Annotated in this window: 9 protein-coding genes; all 9 read right to left on the bottom strand. The window is 42.8% G+C overall.

All coding sequences use genetic code 11. From position 1 onward, the window contains the following. The coding region (locus tag VF500_RS11445; RefSeq protein WP_330859793.1) for a glycoside hydrolase family 127 protein at positions 1 to 1,469 on the bottom strand (1,469 nt) is incomplete at its 3' end. 68 nt (positions 1,470 to 1,537) lie between these two features. Further along, complete coding sequence (locus VF500_RS11440; RefSeq protein ID WP_330859792.1) at positions 1,538 to 3,175, bottom strand: RagB/SusD family nutrient uptake outer membrane protein; 1,638 nt, start codon at positions 3,173 to 3,175, stop codon at positions 1,538 to 1,540. An 11-nt stretch (positions 3,176 to 3,186) separates the two neighbouring features. Further along, entirely contained in the window at positions 3,187 to 6,477 is a 3,291-nt protein-coding gene (locus VF500_RS11435) for a SusC/RagA family TonB-linked outer membrane protein (protein WP_330859791.1), read from the bottom strand. A 248-nt stretch (positions 6,478 to 6,725) separates the two neighbouring features. Continuing rightward, a complete protein-coding gene (locus VF500_RS11430; RefSeq protein ID WP_330859790.1) occupies positions 6,726 to 7,772 on the bottom strand; it encodes a FecR family protein in 1,047 nt (348 codons plus the stop codon). Between the two features lie 171 nt (positions 7,773 to 7,943). Beyond that, positions 7,944 to 8,525 (bottom strand): RNA polymerase sigma-70 factor, encoded by a 582-nt coding sequence (locus VF500_RS11425; protein ID WP_330859789.1) that lies wholly within the window; start codon positions 8,523 to 8,525, stop codon positions 7,944 to 7,946. 368 nt (positions 8,526 to 8,893) lie between these two features. After that, complete coding sequence (locus VF500_RS11420; RefSeq protein WP_330859788.1) at positions 8,894 to 13,015, bottom strand: hybrid sensor histidine kinase/response regulator transcription factor; 4,122 nt, start codon at positions 13,013 to 13,015, stop codon at positions 8,894 to 8,896. 202 nt (positions 13,016 to 13,217) lie between these two features. Beyond that, complete coding sequence (locus VF500_RS11415) at positions 13,218 to 14,108, bottom strand: AraC family transcriptional regulator (RefSeq protein WP_330859787.1); 891 nt, start codon at positions 14,106 to 14,108, stop codon at positions 13,218 to 13,220. After that, positions 14,095 to 15,774, bottom strand: a complete 1,680-nt coding sequence (locus VF500_RS11410) for a DUF5060 domain-containing protein (RefSeq protein ID WP_330859786.1) — start codon at positions 15,772 to 15,774, stop codon at positions 14,095 to 14,097. Before VF500_RS11410 ends, VF500_RS11415 begins: the two co-directional genes overlap by 14 nt. A 13-nt stretch (positions 15,775 to 15,787) precedes the next feature. Next, positions 15,788 to 16,840 carry a glycoside hydrolase family 26 protein gene (locus tag VF500_RS11405; RefSeq protein WP_330859785.1) on the bottom strand — a complete coding sequence of 351 codons (1,053 nt, stop codon included), beginning with the start codon at positions 16,838 to 16,840 and terminating at the stop codon, positions 15,788 to 15,790. Positions 16,841 to 17,072: the final 232 nt, after the last annotated feature.

Here is a 17,072-nt window from a genome sequence, read left to right as displayed (position 1 = left end):
CCCGGGATCCGGATGCGCATAGCAAAATTGGTAGGCGCTTCGGGAGTTACAGCGAATGACAGTGCACCGTTCCATGGGTAGTTATTGCTTTGCACAATACTCACCTTTTTACCACCAACCTCAATATTAGCGGTACCCGCGATAAACAGGTTCACAAATACACTATTACCCTTTTGGGCATACATATAACCTGATAACGATGGCAGGAAACGCGCCATATTAGTTGGGCAACATGAACATTCAAACCAGCCAGAACGCTCGGGCTCAAGCTCATGGTGAGTAACCCCATTGGTTACCTGCATGGCATTGGTGTAGAAAAATGTTTTGCCATCCAGTCCAACACCCGAAATTAAACCGTTGTATAAAACTTTTTCCAGTACATCAATATATTTTGATTCGCCGTGCAGCAGAAACATCCTTTGGTTCCAGAAAACATCGCCTATGGCAGCGCATGTTTCGTTGTAGGCAGTAGTATTTGGCAGTTCATAATCGGCACCAAAACGTTCGCCGCCGGGAACGGCACCAATGCCACCCTGTACGTAGATCTTTTTACCAACCATGTTATTCCAGATCTTATCAATAGCAGTAATGTATTCTTTGTCGCCGGTTAAGGCAGCAACATCAGCCATGCCCGAGTACAGGTACATTGCCCTTACGGCATGACCTTCGGCATCGTCCTGGGCTATAACAGGTTCGTTATCCTGCCAGTACATACCGTTCTTCCATTCGTCGATGCTGGTTTTATCATAGGTGCGGTGGCCTCTTTCGTCAATAAAAAACTTAGCCAGATCAAGGTATTCTTTTTTACCGGTGATACGGTACAGGCGTACCAAACCCATCTCTACAATTTCATGTCCCGGTGCAACATGTCTTTTACCCGGTCCAAAGGTTTTAACCAGCAGGTCGGCATTTTTAAGGGCGATATCTAAAAAGTTTCGTTTGTTGGTAGCGAGGTAATGTGCTGCGGCCGCCTCGAACATGTGGCCGGAGTTATACAACTCGTGGCTTAATTCGTTCTCCTTTACCCAGCGCTCCGGGCCCGACCATGGATGCGGGTGCAGGGGATCAATAGTACGGGCAGTATAAAGGTAACCGTCTGACTCCTGAGCCTTGCCAACTATCGTTATCAACGAATCAACATAGGCATCCAGCTTTGCATCCGGATGAACGGCCATGGAGTAAGCTGCCCCTTCAATGGTTTTATAAATATCAGTATCATCAAAAGGAAACTTAGTGCAAAACTTACCACTGCGGGCTGCTGCCATTTCAAAATTTTTGACCCTCCCGGTATTTTCGCAGCGGGCAAATGAAGCAGGGATAGTAACCGTACGGTTGGTTTCAATACGCGATGTCCAAAACTTATCAGTAAGCTTTACATCGGTAAATGATACCGGTTTAATGGGGTAGTCTTTAGTTTGCGCGTAAGCAGCGCCGCAATAAAACGATAATGCAATGAGTAATTTTTTCATCCTGATGATATATTAGTTCAGGAAGCACAGGTGGTCTGTAGATCATCCTGTGCTTCAGTTTAATTTTATTAGTAGCCTGTATTTTGCTTTAAGTTAGGGTTTTTAACAACTTCCTGCCTTGGCAGCGGCAACAGGGCCCGGTAATCGCCATTGGGCGAGTGCGAAAGCCACGATTTTTTGGTGAACACCCCAAAGCGGATCATATCCTGCCTGCGACGACCTTCGGTATTAAATTCCCAGCCGAGCTCATCCAAAAACCTACCGTACTGGATATCAGTACCACCCTCATGCGAGGTATTGATGTGGTTTCTCAAGCCATAATCATACACGCTGCCCCCCTGAAGTTGAGCTCCTGTTACGGTTGCTTTGGCTGGATTTGTCGTAAAATCGCGCTGCCTAACCTGGGTAACCAATGCAGCCGCGCCATTAGCATCACCGGTACGAAGCAAGCATTCAGCTTTCATCATCAACACATCGGCATAACGGAATAATGGAAAATCATTACTTAAACCCAATAATGCGCCTTGCTTGTATTCAAATTTGCCTAAGCGGAAACCGTGTACTTCCTCGGTTGAATCAACACCTGGCACTACGTTGATGTAATTAAGCGGTTTATTGGTATAGGCACCTAAGGATCCATTTATAGGCAAACCGGCCAAGGTATACTGCTGTCCCTGGATCCAGTTATTTTTCAGGCGGCTGTCATCAGGATCAAACGTATTGATGAACTGCGGTATGGCACAGATGCCTCCCCATGGTGAATACTGAAAATTATAAGTTGCCTGATTTTCGGGCTCAAGACTTTCCATGTGCAGAGCAAAAGCATTTGCTCCGTCGGCAGTGTACTTTTCATCAAACGGGATAGCAAAAATGATCTCTTTTGAATTTTCATTATCGGTAACAAAAACCGAAACCTGGCTTCCTTCGAGTGCGAAACCTTTTCCTGAGTTTATGATGCTGTTACACTCCGTAATACACTTATCCCAGGCGGGCGTACCGGTGTAAACACCCGCATTTAAATATATTTTAGCCAACAAGGCATGTGCTGCCCACTGGTTAAATTTACCGTAGGTCGATACATCATTAGCCGCACTTAACAAGGGCAAATTGGTATTGATTTCAGATATCATAAAATCATAAACGTCCTTGCGGGTGCTCTGCGTTGGTAAAAACCCTTCCGGCACATCAAATTTGGAAATGATAGGCACGTTACCAAAAAAATCGCAAAGTGGATAGTAAAAAGATGCGCGCAGCACTTTTAATTCAGCAAGAGCTGCTTCTTTTCCGGTGGTAACGGGGATAAGCCCATTCTCTATCTGGTATATTACCCGGTTACAGGTTGTAATACCAGCGTAAGCATTATTCCATATCTCGTAACTGTTAGCCTCGTCAGACGTCCATTTGTGCTCATGCACACGACGGTAAATGCCGCCATCAACCCAGCCATTAGGGCGTGAAGGGATCACCAGCTCATCGGCCGAGATTTCATTGGTACGGAAAACAGAGTTGGCGCTACGGCCAAGTTCAAGCGGCCGCCAATACGTATAGGCAGCACCTAATAAAGCCGACAGGTCATCGGCACCCGGTGTAAACTTGCTTGATATAATGGTTTTGTAATTCTCATCCTTTAACTTGGTACATGATATTGTAAAAGTTATTACAGTAATAATGACCAGGCAGCATAGTATATAATATATCTTTTTCATGATGTTAATGATTAAAAGCTTGCGCTTGCTCCTATAGTAAATGTCCTTGTAGTTGGATACTTGTCGCGGTTATCATTACCAGGCGCAAGTCCGCTCCTGTTAACCTCCGGATCAACGCCTTTATAACCCGTTATTACAAATGTGTTTAACGTTGACACATAAATGCGCGGGGAGTGGATATACTTAGATTTAAGGCTATTAAAGGTATAACCAAGGTTTATGTTATCAATTTTCCAGAAATCACCGTTTTCGATATAATAACTATTAAACTCAAGCGGCATATTGTTGTTAAGTACTGCCGTACCAAAAACCTTATCTTTTGCCGATTTTAAGCGGTTGTAATACTGAATAGATGTGTTTTCATAATACATACGCTGAAAGTTCAGGATCTGGTAGCCAAAAGCCCCGCGCATAGTGACGCTGAAATCCCAGTCTTTGTACCTGATATTATTGTTCCAGCCGGCGTAATATTTAGGCAATCCATTACCTAACACTTTTTTATCTTCAAATCTATGTGTAAACTGGCTGTACGGCACCGATTTGCCGTTAGCATCTTCGTAAATCCACTGGCCATCCTTAGAAACGCCGGTTACTTTGAAGCCATAAAAATCGCCGATATTTTTTCCAACCCTTACTATATTGGTAAAGGTTTGAATAGGCTCGCCTGTGTCACCGGTGGTAAAGTAATCACTGGTTGCTTTATACAGGTCATTTGATAAGCTGATCAGCTTATTTGTATTAGTTGAAAAATTGAAGCTGGTAGTCCACTGAAAATTAGCTGTGCGTACAGGGGTAATGTTCAGCAACACCTCGATACCTCTATTTTGCATGGTACCCACGTTAGCTTTTGTTGAGCTAAACAAATTTGGAGGGCTTGGCACCGCGTAATCATATAGTAAACCCTTGATCTTACGATCATAAAGGTCAACCGTACCTGTAACCAGGCCTTTTAACAAGCTAAAGTCTAAACCCAGATCGGCTTCATGCTTTTCCTCCCATTTCAAATAAGGATTGGGGTTTTGATACGGCCCGAGGGTTTGGATCCATTGCCCGTTTGATAGCACGTAATTGCCATAATATAAAAGCCCTACGCCCAAAAATCCCTGACCTGGCTGGTTACCGGTAACACCATAGCCGGCCCTGAATTTAAGGTCATCAAATATGTGCTGCCCCTGCATGAAAGGTTCTTTAGTTAACCTCCAGCCAACCTGTACGGCAGGGAAAGTACCCCATGGTTCTTTGGCACCGTATAACTGGCTGGCGGTTTCGTGCCTAACGCTGGCTAAAAGCAGATACCTGTCCTTATAATTATAAGTTGCCCTTCCAAAAAAGCTGATGAGGTTTGTTTGCGACCCTGTGCTGCTTTCAACGCCTAAACCTTTTGCGGCAGCGCGGCCCAAACCTATATTTTTATAGCCGAAAATATCGGTTGGAAAATCATGGTTTTGTTCAAAAAACGAAAATGAGTCATTATCCTGGTAGCTGTATCCACCCAAAACAGAAAAGCTATGACTGCCTATGGTCTTTTTAAATTCGGCTGTTAATTCCAGCAACCGGTCAATTGATTGCAGTGAACCTACCGCTGCGTAGCCATTTAAATGGTCGCGGATGGTAGAAATATTTTGCTTGTTTTCAGAATAGCCGGCAGTTTGGTTAAACCTGGTATACGAACCTAATGCCGATAATTTAAGCCCTGTTATTGGCGTATAGGTTATGGTTGAGTTGTATTTGGCTGTAGTGTTTGAAGTACGGCCATCACTGTTGTACAGCATGGATACTGGGTTTTGATAGTTAAAAATGCCTGGCTGCTCAAAATAAGTGCCGTCGGCATTTTTAATTGGCGAGGTAGGGTTTTGCAATATAGCCTGGCGATAGGTATAGCCATTAAAAGTGCCCCCATCCTGTGTTTGCGTAAAGCTGTTGTTTTGCTGTAACAAGCCAAAGTTGATCTTCACCTTGTCATCAAACATGTAATGATTAATATCAACCCTGCCCGAAAACGTAGTATTATCAGATTTTTGGAAGATACCGTTTAACGAGCGGTAGTTGGCAGAGGCCAGGTAATTGGTTTTGCTGTTACCACCTCTGAACGTAATATTGTGTACTGTAGTTATTGGCAGGTTATTGGAAATTGCCTTAAGCCAGTCGGTTGAACTGCCCTGGTCATAATCTTTAAGCCTTGTACCTGCCGCAATCTGCTCGCGGTAATCGGCCGCGGTTAGCAGTTTGGGTTCGCGAGCAAGTGTTTGGGTGCTTACATATCCGCTGTAATCGACGGCATTGGTAAAATTGCTGCTGGCCCTTTTAGTAGTAATAATAATAACGCCATTGGTACCGCGCACCCCATAAATAGCTGCAGCTGAACCATCTTTTAGTACGTCGATAGTTTCAATATCTTCCGGTACTACTGTTTTCAAACTTCCGGGTACGCCATCAACCAAAACCAGCGGATCTGTATTTGCGCCCAACAGCGTAGTGTTCCCCCTTAACAAGATCTGTGAACCCGATGTAGGATCACCACTTGGGGCTGATACCGATAAACCGGCAACTTTACCCTGCAAAAGCTGACCGGCATCTAATACCGGACCTTTTACAAAGTTTTCGGCTTTAACTGTAGCTACTGAGCTGGTTACATCACCTTTACGCTGGCTGCCGTAACCTATTACAATAACCTCATTCAATGAACTTGGTGTAGCTTTTAACTGTACATTGATCACTGTACGGCCACCCGCCGGAATTTCCTGTGATGTAAAACCGATAAAAGAGAATAACAGGATAGCCCGCTCAGTTTCCGAATCGGGAATATTCAGGCTATATCGTCCGTTTGCATCAGTTTGCGCACCCATAGTAGTGCCTTTAAGCGCTACAGTAACACCGGGCAAAGGCTGGTCATGGTCGTCAGTTACTTTACCTGTGATGGTTTTTACCACCGCCAGTGATGCATTGTCCTTATCATCGGCATTATCTTGCTTAATTACCGAATTTGCCTTGCCTAAAACTATCTGATCGCCTATGATATCAAAAGTGATTCCTCTTGGCGTGAGTAGTTTATCAAGCACCTCGCCCAGCTTTTCCTGTTTGGCATCCATTGAAAGGCCCTGTTCTTTTTCAACCAGGTTCATATGATAAACAAACTTGAGGCTGGTGGCTTTTTCCAGCTGTTGGATTGCTTTAATGAGGCTTGCATTTTGAATATTATAATCAACACGCCTGTCAAGCAGGTCCTGCCCCTTGCTGGGATTAGCCAGGGAAACGCCTGTAAAAACGAGCAGTATTATAATTTGACTAAAAGTGATTCTCATAATTTTACACCAGTCAAAGTGGTTTTGTAAATAAATCTTCATACATTTAAGTGTTTCTTTTTGAAAAAATTGAGACAAAAGATTCCCGGATCACCTTGTAAAAGGCGTTGCACACCGGGGGTTAAAAGTTTATAGGAGTGTCTCCAGCACTCCTATTTCCTTTTCCAGGAAAATTTGAGGGGGTTACGTATCAGTTCTTTTCTCCATATAGGTTTACTTAGGGGTTTATCTTTCTTTTATATAATTGGTTATTTAGTACTCTCCAATACAAACTGATTACCGTTAACCCGGTAAGTTACATTCAGCGTTTTTTTCAGGATCTCCAATATAGTTGGCAGGTTTTCATTAGTAAAATCGGCTTTCAGGTTATCGGTGTTGATACTTTCATCGGCCGAGCTGATATTGACATTAAAGCTTTTGTTTAGCACCCTGAATACATCTCTTAAAGGTGTATTATTAAAAGACAAGCTTGTTTTTTTCCACATACCTATCGAAAGATCCTTGATCTCCATATTCTTTTTCAGGTTATCGGTAGGCTTATCGTAAACAGCTTCCTGGTTAGGTAACAGCATTACACCGTTGCCCGAATCAGCGATAATGGCTTTGGTATCATTTACCTGAGCAGCACCCTTCCCTGCAACCGTTACCGAAACTTTACCGGTAACAACATCAACCCTGGTGGTTTTATCAGCCGCATAAGCCCTGATCCGGAAACTGGTGCCCCATACTTTTGTAATCACGTTACCGGTATAGATAGAGAAGGGACGTTTATGATCTTTAGTAACCTCAAAAAACGCTTCACCGCTTAGGGATACCTTACGGCTTTGCTTTTCAAAAGCCTTTAAATAGGTTAAGGTTGAATTGGGGCTTACCCATACCCTGCTGCCGTCGGATAATGTAATTTGCTTTATAGCCCCGGTTGTGTTGGTAAATACCTGTTGCTGATCACTAACTATTTTCGGAGCAATCCCTACCGGGGAGGTTTTAAGCCGAACAAAAAACACCGCTATCAGTACGGCAGCCACTCCCGATAACCAATAAATTGCTGATCTCAGGTAAGATCTTTTCGGCCGTAATGAAACTACATTTTCATTTTCAGCGATATTAATATTGAGTTTGATGTTTTCCCACATCAGGGCTTTAAACAATTGCTGTTCTTTTTCGGGTAAGCCCGATACATCATCAGGAGCATGCTGAAACGAGGCGTACCATGAATTGATAGTGGCTATTTCCTGCTCGTTGCAGGTTCCGTCAAAATATTTCTCCAACAGATCGGCAGGTAAATTCTTCTTCATTAAGCGCTTGTTTTAGGCAAGGGTTATTTATGGTTTATAATAAGATGTAACCTCAGCAAAGCCCAGCCCCTACTCCGATTTTAAAAAAATCAAAAAATAATATAATCCGGTACGGATTAATTTGAAGAGCGCGGTAAAACTTATGGGATTTGATGAAGTATCCTGCCGAAATTATTTCCGCAGATAGAGGACGGCCAGCAGCAATACACTGTTAAGGTTTACCCTTAGGTATCTTAATGCCTTGGTAAGATGATTTTCGACGGTTTTTTCAGAAATACCCATCAACTGGGCTATTTCTTTATTGGTTTTATATTGCTTGCGGCTTAGCTCAAATACATTGCGGCATTTTGGTGGTAAATGGTTTACCTCAACCTCAACCCGTTCCAATAATTCTTTGTAATAGTAATTTTCTTCTGTTGAATTATCAAAGCTGCTGTTCACCATCTGCAAGATCTCGGCATAAGAGTTTCTTACGGCCTCGGCCCTCTTATAGTTTAACACAAGATATTTGATGGATGTAAAAAGATAGCCCTGTAACGATGTCTGAATTTTCACATGCTCCCTGTTGATCCAAAAGCTGGTAAAAAATTCCTGTACAATTTCCTGTGCGGTTTCCCTTTCCTTAACGCGCTTGTATGCGGCCGAGTAAAGCTTGAGCCAATACCTATTATAGATCTCTTCAAACGCATCAATATCTCCAAGCCCGAAGAGCTCGGTTAATTGAACATCTGTATGATCATAAAGCTTTTTCATTTAAGATAAATCATCTTTACCGGTATTGAACGCACGCAGCATGATAAGCGTTCAAATTACATTTAATTAAATGCGATAAAATTAATTAATTCAGATTCCTGTTTACGTTTATATATCCTAAGTATACAATACTACTAAAGGACAAAATCATTTTAGGTTATAACGGCGGCAATATAACAATAATTTAAATTGAATAATGAATTAATTGTTCTTATAACACTAATAAAAAGAAAACAGGCCATCCCATTCCTATTTTTGAAATAAAAATGAAACGAGATAGGTATGGAGGGACAAATCGCGTTGGGTTAAAGATGTAGTGGGTGGCGGCACTTAACATAAGATATTCAATAAGCTACCACTATCTGCAACTAATTTAAATCGGGTAATCTATGTTTGGCCCGATAGGCATTTGGCGAACAATTGTAAACCCGCTTAAACTCCCTGAAAAAATAGGTTTTATTATTAAAGCCTGTGCGATAAAAGATCTCAGATACCGTGAGGTCGGAAGTTGTGAGCAGTACGGCACTTTTTTGCAGCCTCACGTGCCTGATCAACTCCGTAGGACTCATGTTGGAGAGCGTTTTAATTTTCCTGTACAGCTGGATCTTACTCAGGTTTAATGCATTTTCCAGGAAGGCCCCGTCAAGGTCTTCAATAAGGTTATCTTCTATTACGCCAACAACTTTCTCTATAAAATACTTATCGCTGTCCTTAATATCATTAACATCCAGCTGGTCGGCAAGTTTACTGTTGTTAAAAAACAGGTGCAGTTTCTCCCTGTATTCAAGCAGTTTTTGAACCCGCACCAGCAAATGCTCTGTTTGGAAAGGTTTGGGGATATAGGCGTTGGCACCCAATTCATAACCTTCGGTCTGTTGCTCGACAGTCCCCCTTGCCGAGAGGATCACGAATGGGATATGGCAGGATTCGGGCGTGCTTTTAATTACACTGCAAAGTTGCAAGCCATCAAAATCGGGCATCATGATATCGCTGATGATCAGATCAGGCGTAATACGTTTGATCACACCGAGCGCTTCTTTGCCGGTTGCAGCTTCATATACAATATATTGCTCCTGCAAAATATCCTTAAGCAGGTAACGGATACGCTGCTCATCCTCAACCACCAGGATCATTTTTTTTTCCTCCTGCTCAAAGCTTTTCACAAGCGCCTTCTTATTATTTTCGGCTACGGTAACCTCCCTGCCCTCCATCTGCCCGGGTGTTATAGACTGAAATATGTACGATGGCTTTTCAACCCTATCTGCGGCCTCGGTTACCAGTTCATGCTTACCGGGTACAAAGCTTAAAGGCAAATGCACTTTAAAAGCTATCCACCCATTATCGCATTGAGCGTTGATAGTGCCGTTAAGCAATGCAACCAACTGCCTGGTGAAGGCCAGCCCTACTCCCGAGCTGATCTTGCTTTGCTGACTTCCATCAGCCACAAAAAACCTGTCGAAAAGGCGCTGCATTTCATCTCCGGTTAAAGTACATCCGGAATTGGCTACCACCATTTCCAGTTGCTCGGATCCGGGAAGCCTGTTTACAGAAAATATCACCGACTGACCATCTCCGGTATGCTTAAACGCATTCGACAGCAGGTTGAAAATAATTTTCTCCAGCTTATCTTTATCAATCCACAAATTGATATCAGGCTCTATATAGCATGAAAAATCAAGCTTTTTAGGTTCGGAAAGCGGCTCGAACAATTTGGCAATATTGGTAAGCAAACCTGATACATTGAGGTACGAAAAATGATTCTTCAAGAATCCGGATTCAGCCTTGCGAAACTCCAGCAATTGCAACACCAGGTAATGTAATCGCGATGCTTCCTGTTTTACCACCGATAAAAAGTAGTTATCCTGTATCGGTTCACCCTGCTTACTTTTATACAAGTACCTTTCAAGCGATCCCAAAATAAGCGTTAGCGGCGTTTGTAGTTCATGGGCTATATTAGTAAAAAAGTTGAGCTGCTCCTGGTGCAATTTTTCATCTTTTTGATGCAGCATATGTTCCATGTGGAGTTGCTGCGTCATCATGAATTTATTTTTACGGTACCTGAAATACAGGTAGCCCGAACCAATGAGCACAAGCGCATATAACAGATATGCCCATCCTGTAAGCCAAAAATATTGTTTAACCGTGATGCTAAAAGCAGGGATCCCTTCCGTCCAGATGCCCTCGCCGTTTGTCCATTTGATCAATAGCGTGTAGCTCCCTGCCGAAATGTTATTATAAATGATCTTTTCATTATTCCCCATGTAATGCCATTCCTTATCGCTGCCTTCAAGGTAATAGGCATATTGACATTTTTGCGGGTGCAGATAGGTTATAGGTTGGATATTGAGTTCAAAATAATTATCCTGGGGTGCCAGTTCATAATGCTGGTTCATTGCCGAACCATTTTTAGTAAGCACGTTCAGGCCGCGTTCGGTAGCAAATTTGCCTGCAAATTGTAACTCGGAAAGTAACAGGTGTGGCTGCTCGTTATTGATGGCAATATTTTCCGGCGAAAAGTAGTTAAACCCATAGATCCCCCCGAAAAATAACATCCCGGCTGGATCCTTCCAAACAGCATTATCACTAAACTCATCGCTTTGTAACCCGTCAGATTCTTTGAATTGAACGATCTTCAGGCTTTGAGGATTTATTCTTGCCAGCCCTTTATTGGTACTGATCCAGATATTACCTGCATTATCTTCATTAATGGCATGAACGGTGTTGTTAGGGAGCCCATCATCAACGTATAATTTGTTAAACACAGGTTTTGCCTGTGCGGCTACAAACCCTTCATCAACCCAGTTTAAACCAAAGCTGGTACCTATCCACAGCTTTTTATGGCTATCCATGTAAAGTGAAAGCACATCATTATTGGACAGGCTTTTATCATAAGAAAATGCTTTTATGGTCTTAAATTTCCTGAGCTCTTTATCAAACATGCTCAAACCACCGTAACGGCAGCCTATCCAGATCCGGTTGTTGCCGCCTTCGGCAAGGCTATAAATTACATAACTACCGGGACCGGCGTTGGTACCATCGTAGATATATTTTTCAAGATAACCGAGTGAAACCTGTCCTGCCTTGTCAATTTCTAATTTAAGGTGTACCAATCCTCCTTCATTTAGGCCAAGCCACGCCGAGCCGTCTTGGTCATGCAGCACACAATGCACTGAGCCAAATGAGGCATATTTTTTACTTCCCCCGATCTCTTCCCACTTGATAAATCTCTTTAAACGCTGGTTGTACAAAGTAATACCCGGCGCATCAGAACCGATGTAAACCATACCGGTTTTATCTTTGGTAATAGAATACACGCAATTATCCAAAAGATCGACATTGGTATGAAAGGATTTGATCGTGGAAAATGAAACATCGTTTTTACCAAAATTTTTGATAGTAACAATGCCATTGCCCTTGGTACCTACCCACAGCTCATTATCAACCGAACAAAAAGCCCGTACAGGGATATGGAATGATTGCCCGTTACTTTGCTTTTGGATAATGCCAAAATAGTTTTCCTTCGGTGTTACTTTCAGGATACCGTTACCATCGGTACCTATCCACAATAAATTGGCGCCAGCATCCTGTAGTGAAGTAATCCGGATATTTTGCAGTACCGGTATTTCGGCAGATAAAAAAGAGGATGGTTTAAAATCTGAATCATATTCACCAATACCTTTTGATGCCCAAGCGAAAACATAATGCTGACGGTAATAACTCATAGAACGCACCTCATGCGGTAGTTTCATTATTTTTTGTGCAGTAAGATTATCCTCAACGCGGAATAGATCGCCGCTTTTGGACGAGTAGAACACTTTCCCGTTGACAAAAAACACATTGTCGATATTATCGACTGAAGGAAATGCAGCTTGCCTTACAAAGCCATTAGCTGTTTTATTGAAAACCTCGAGGATGCCGTCGTCTTTTAGCAGCCAAAGGTTATTATAAGCGTCAAAAAAGATCTTTATCAATAAAAAGTTATGAAGCCCTTTAATATCAACTTTGCTGAACTTATCTGATTGCTGATCGTATTGGTCTATTTCATTTCCATTGCGGCGGGCCGTGTACACAAGGCCATTATTATCAACCGCAATGGTGTATCCGTTTGATACTACCTTTTTACGGTTATAAAAATAATTGCTGAAATCGCCGGTACTTTTATTGAATTTGGATATGCCTTCAACTGTACCTATCCAGATGTTACGGCTATTATCGCCGGTTACCTGATAGATGATATTACTGGCTATTGAATTTTTACCGGGCCTTGTACGCTCGTAATTAAATACATGAATATTTTTACCATCGTAAAAGTTAAGGCCATCCCAGGTACCGAACCAAATGAGCTGTTCGCTGTCCTGATAAATAGTATTGATACAGCTATTGGAGAGGCCGCTGCTATTATCAATCTGCTGATATAGATATTGTCCCTTACCCGGTAGGGCAAATAAAACACAACACCAAAACACTAAAAAAGAGTAAAGTTTCTTCATGCGCAAACACCTTTCAATTCAACCCGCTTAAAAGAAAAACATATTATCAACGTCGCCGATTTGGTAATGGCGACTATCTATAACTGGTTAAACAAACTTAACTATTACCCAAGCTTTGGAGTAATACTATTTTAACATTAACGCGTGGCATATAAAAATGCCAAGCCACTTTCCTGTTACAACGGCACTATCAAAAGGCCAGTCAATATACTATTACCCTGTTTCCGTTATACTTATTTCGGTACTGCTTAGGGGTGCAGTTTTTCTTTAACTTAAAGACCCGGTTAAAATTTGCCGGGTTACTGAAGCCGCAGCGGTAGGCAATTTCTCCAATCGAATAGTTATTTTCGATCAGTAACCGTGATACCTGCCCAAGCCTGATCTGGTTGAGGCAATCTCTGAAGGTCAATCCGGTACTTCTTTTTAACATTCGGCTAAAAAGCTTATTGGGTACATTGGCAGCTTGGGCTGTTTCATTTAGGCTGATTGAGTGCTGATAATTAGTATTCATGAATGAAAAAGCCTTTTCAACAAAATCATCATCCGGGTTCTTATATGCAGGCTCAGCTATTTCTTCAGTATCCTGATCAAGCAGGCATTGATATGGCGATAAAGAAAGTTCATGAAGAATTTTCAGTAAGGCAATCACCGAATCAAATCCGCTTTTATCCGAAAGTGCCGAAATCATCGGAGCAAGTTTACTAATCATCTCCGTTCCGAAAACAATGCCCTTTGCCGAAGCTTTAAACATAGTTTTTAACATTTGCATCTGTTCCCGGTCAAACATTCCGCCGCTTAAAATATCGTGCTGAAACTGTATGGTTATCTCCCGGATATTTTCGCCTTTGCAATTGTGGTTTAGCCAGCCATGCTCGAGGTTTGGCCCAAGCAATACCAATTCAGTATCAGTTATTTCTGCCGAATAATTACCAACAACGCGTTTAGCGCCGCCAGCGTTTAAGATCAGATTAAGTTCCATTTCATGGTGCCGGTGCACCGGAAAGTCGAACCGCTTTTTATTCCTATCGAAAAGCAGGTAACAATCGCCGGGGGTAAGCGGCGTTATTTCCCTGAAAACGTCATTTGCCATCATCGCTTACAATTAAAACTTTTGCTTCTCTTGATTGCAATCCCAAAGCGCTGATCGTTACATTTTTGTCTGATGGTCTGCCGCCGCCTTCTGTTTTATATTTCACTGTTTCGGGCGAAAATGACCGGACTGAGAACTTATTAAGTGTCGCCGGGATAACCACCTGTGTTGAAATTATCTGATCCGTATTATTGAGCAGGTAAATGAAATATTTATTACCGCATTTCATCCCATAAGCTTCGGCCTTGCCGGCAGTAACCGGAACTTGTACAAATGAGCCATTACCTGCATTAAGCATGGCATCACTTATCTCCCGCACACCTTTGAAATAATAGGCCATTTTCTCATCATCAAACAACTCCCACCACCAGCTCATAGGTAGTAAAGGTGTTTCGCTGAATAAACCATACCATAGGCCGCGTTTAAAGTCAAAATCTGCCTCTTTTGCGTATTTAGGATCAGCATCCTCCCAACGATATCCGAACTCGCCAACTACATAGGGCTTACCATAAGCTTGAATATAACCAGGGTAGATTGCCGGAATTTTTTCCGTATGCTTATAGATATGTTTCTGGTTAAAATCAAGATAAGCTAATGAATTAAGTCCCTGGATATCCCGGTGCGAAATACTTGTTGTAACCATATGATGATAAGGGTCAACATCTTTCAGGTACCGGCTCATATCATCATGCCATTGGGTGATGTATTGATGTGGGATTAAAATACTATCCTCCTTATTGAATGCCGCATTATCAACCTCATTAAAAAACTCAAACGCGGCAATACTGGTGCTATATCCCCAGCGCGCAATTACATACCGGAGCTTATTCTTATACTTTTCCTTAGCTTTTTGAAGACTGAAAAACTCTGTTGGAGTTTTTGCCGGGCCACCGTTTACAGTATTATAAGGACTGTTTTTCCAGCCTCCGCCTTCTATCAAATGTCCGTGCCAATCCAGCGTGAGCATAAAATACAGGCCTAAAGAATCGGTCATCTGTACCAGTTCGTCCATGCGTTTAACGGCACCCGGGTTAAAGTACTCATTGGTATTGCGGTAACGTTTGGTTGAAGAAACCTTTTTCCACTCCAGCGGCAGGTTCCAATAGCACATCCAGGTACGGAAAAAGTTAGCCCCGTTTTTTGAAAGCGTAGGTAACAAATGATCATAGGTCCATTTATCGTTTTCAAATTTTCGTGATTCCCAGGCTACGTTTTCACCTATTCCCCTAAACAACCTGCCATTGTCAAACTTAAAGGTCCAGGTATTATTTTTATGTAGGAAGCCGGGCTTCGCAGATGCCTGCACATTAAAATGCCCCTCATCTGATTTTGATTCGCCTGCCTTACTTCTGAGGTTAAAATGGTAACTGTATTCACCAGTTTCCTGCGCGGCGAAGCGTGCTTTCCAATTTGACAGCGTACTGTCTCCTTTTTCAAAATAGCATGGCAACACAACCGGCCTTCCTGATGGGCTGACCATTTCCAGATCAACACTGATATCCTGCTGATCATAAGGGTTTACAAAAGGAGCAGATAAGCTAATATCCCACTCCGTTTTTTCAAATTCAATAACCTTAGTATTTAGCAAATGACACTGTATTTGCTGCGCCTGGGCGGGGCCAGCAAAAGACAGTAGCAAAGGGGCTAATATTTTATAATGTAGTTTCATTTATAACGTGGTCTTATTTCCAACCGGGCATCTTATCAAGAGTGATCACATTAGGCGCAGTATGCAGGTTTTTGATATCAGTATCGCTGTTGTTGCTAAATTCCAGTTCGCTCCAGCCCATAAAAAATGTCCATTTAGGCTGGGCGGTAAGCTGGGCCGCGGTGGGCAGTTTCTGACATTCGCCAATGGCGATAGGCTTTCCGGCAGCAACGGTTACCATGGTGCTATATTTAGCCTGGGTATAACCGCTGCCATCATAAACATCAAGCGCAGCCACATCAAAATAACCGGCACCAGGATTGTAGGCATTTACATCATCGTTAAGGCTCCCGAAATCCTGCACATCCCAAACCCAGATAAGGTTGGTGAGCCCTTTGGTTTTTACCATATAGTCATGCAGCATCTGATATAGTTTGCGGGTACCGGTTGGGCCCGGCCTTCCTGCCCACCAAAAGCTGCCCTGGTTCATTTCGTGCATGGGCCGCCAAAGCACTTCCACGTTTTTATCTTTTAGTTGTTGCAGGTAAAAGCATACTTCATCAACCAAAGCCTTCCATTTATTGTTCATGACAGAACCATCTGTAGTAAGTTCAGTCCATTGGTCGTTAGTAAGTTTGCTGAGCACGCCGTTGGCATCAAAACCACAAGGCTCGGCAAGGGCCGGATTGCAGGAATGCCACATAATGTTAACCAGCGCTCCTTTATTCCACTGGTCGATAGCTTCGTTGATCATGGTTTGCCTGTCGTTGATATTATCCTGCTGAAACAGGAAATCACCGCTCCACAGGCCGGGGTACTTCCCGGTTACACTGTAAACTTTCTCAGTCCACACGGCGGGTGTAGCGTTTGGCTCGCGATTGTGGATGCCTGCTACGGTTTTGGTACCCGATATTTTATACAGGTAATTAAGCGATTTATATGGTGTGGTCGGTATGGTAACCACAGGCGTATCAACTGGTGGTTTTGTTCCGCCACCATCGCCGCCGGGACCGGCATCAGATTTTTTTCCGCCGCAGGCAAAGAAAGCGGCCGTAGCAGCCGTGATCAGGATTAAAGGTATTTGCATTTTTTTCATAAAGGTTCATATTCAACGTCACATTTCAATAGTTACCGCCTGGCTTCGGTCCACAAGTATTAGAAAGACAAAAACTATGTCATTGCGAGGAGGAACGACGAAGCAATCGCATACTATACAGGGCGAATATGCTTCCGTGCGATTGCCGCGCTCGCAATGACATATTTTTATTTATTTGCTCAACGACTTTCATCTTTCCGACACTTGCCAACCGAAGCCGGGC

This window comes from Mucilaginibacter sp. (assembly GCF_036383575.1).
GTDB lineage: Bacteria > Bacteroidota > Bacteroidia > Sphingobacteriales > Sphingobacteriaceae > Mucilaginibacter.
This window is presented reverse-complemented; position numbering and strand designations above follow the sequence as displayed.

Excerpts from the sequence above, each read along its gene's own strand:
- VF500_RS11440 (WP_330859792.1), bottom strand. The coding sequence starts at position 3,175 with ATGAAAAAGATATATTATATACTATGCTGCCTGGTCATTATTACTGTA.
- VF500_RS11435 (WP_330859791.1), bottom strand. The coding sequence starts at position 6,477 with ATGAGAATCACTTTTAGTCAAATTATAATACTGCTCGTTTTTACAGGC.
- VF500_RS11430 (WP_330859790.1), bottom strand. The coding sequence starts at position 7,772 with ATGAAGAAGAATTTACCTGCCGATCTGTTGGAGAAATATTTTGACGGA.
- VF500_RS11425 (WP_330859789.1), bottom strand. The coding sequence starts at position 8,525 with ATGAAAAAGCTTTATGATCATACAGATGTTCAATTAACCGAGCTCTTC.
- VF500_RS11420 (WP_330859788.1), bottom strand. The coding sequence starts at position 13,015 with ATGAAGAAACTTTACTCTTTTTTAGTGTTTTGGTGTTGTGTTTTATTT.
- VF500_RS11415 (WP_330859787.1), bottom strand. The coding sequence starts at position 14,108 with ATGATGGCAAATGACGTTTTCAGGGAAATAACGCCGCTTACCCCCGGC.
- VF500_RS11410 (WP_330859786.1), bottom strand. The coding sequence starts at position 15,774 with ATGAAACTACATTATAAAATATTAGCCCCTTTGCTACTGTCTTTTGCT.
- VF500_RS11405 (WP_330859785.1), bottom strand. The coding sequence starts at position 16,840 with ATGCAAATACCTTTAATCCTGATCACGGCTGCTACGGCCGCTTTCTTT.